Raw genomic sequence first — 1,006 nt, forward strand, 5'->3', positions numbered from 1 at the left:
GCTCCCCGTAGCTTTTCGCAGGTTAGTACGTCCTTCATCGCCTCTGACTGCCAAGGCATCCACCGTGTACGCTTAGTCACTTAACCATACAACCCCAAAATGTCTTGAAGTGTACAGTGTGAATAAGGTATACAATTAAATGTAACCTTAGTTTTTACTTTTTACATCAGCTTGCCAAATTGTTAAAGAGCAGTTTTGAGATTAAACTCAAATCAAAACATTCTCGTAAGAACAGTTTGATTTGAATTTCTAGAGCAAATATTGGGTTTAGCCAAATTTATTTAGGCAAGGCGCTTTAACACGAAGCATACTTAGGTATGTGAGTGTTAATGCAACGCAGCATTAATGAATTTGGTGGAGTTAAGCGGGATCGAACCGCTGACCTCCTGCGTGCAAGGCAGGCGCTCTCCCAGCTGAGCTATAACCCCTCTTTTTGCTTCTGCTTTTTCCTTTATGCTGCGTGTTGTTTCCTCACTCATTTGGTCATGTACCTGATGTACACTCCCTCACTCGCTCGTCGCATCACTTGCCTAAAGCAAAAATCATCGCAATAAGTCTTTCAGTGGTCTTAAAACTGAATTTCGTATCAGGCAAGGCGCTTTCCTGCGAAGCATACTTAGGTATGCGAGTAGGGAAGCAACGAAGCATGGTGCGAAATTTGGTTGGTCTGAGTAGACTCGAACTACCGACCTCACCCTTATCAGGGGTGCGCTCTAACCACCTGAGCTACAGACCAATGCTAACTTGTCTGTTCGCTTTATCGCTGCGTTACACTTCGCGCTCAGTCAGTCATGTACTTCTCGTACACTCCTTCCCTCGCTTGGCGTGTGCCTTGCGCTAAACCAAACATCCGTCGTTATCACCACTGTCGTGGTCTAACACTGTTTGCTCTATCTCATGCAATCAATCATCTGTGTGAACACTTATAAATCCGTTCTTTAGGTAAGGAGGTGATCCAACCGCAGGTTCCCCTACGGTTACCTTGTTACGACTTCACCCCAGTCAT

General features: G+C 45.0%; 2 tRNA genes and 2 rRNA genes. All 4 read right to left on the reverse strand.

Annotated elements, in window-relative coordinates:
* Positions 1-86, reverse strand: a 23S ribosomal RNA gene (locus L1N97_RS16885); the annotation flags it as partial.
* Positions 87-352: 266 nt separating this feature from the next.
* Positions 353-428 (reverse strand) — tRNA-Ala (locus L1N97_RS16890).
* Positions 429-659: 231 nt separating this feature from the next.
* A tRNA-Ile gene (locus L1N97_RS16895) sits at positions 660-736 on the reverse strand.
* A gap of 207 nt (positions 737-943) precedes the next feature.
* Positions 944-1,006, reverse strand: a 16S ribosomal RNA gene (locus tag L1N97_RS16900); the annotation flags it as partial.

It is taken from the genome of Rheinheimera sp. UJ63, from assembly GCF_021568285.1.
GTDB classification, from domain to species: domain Bacteria; phylum Pseudomonadota; class Gammaproteobacteria; order Enterobacterales; family Alteromonadaceae; genus Alishewanella; species Alishewanella maricola.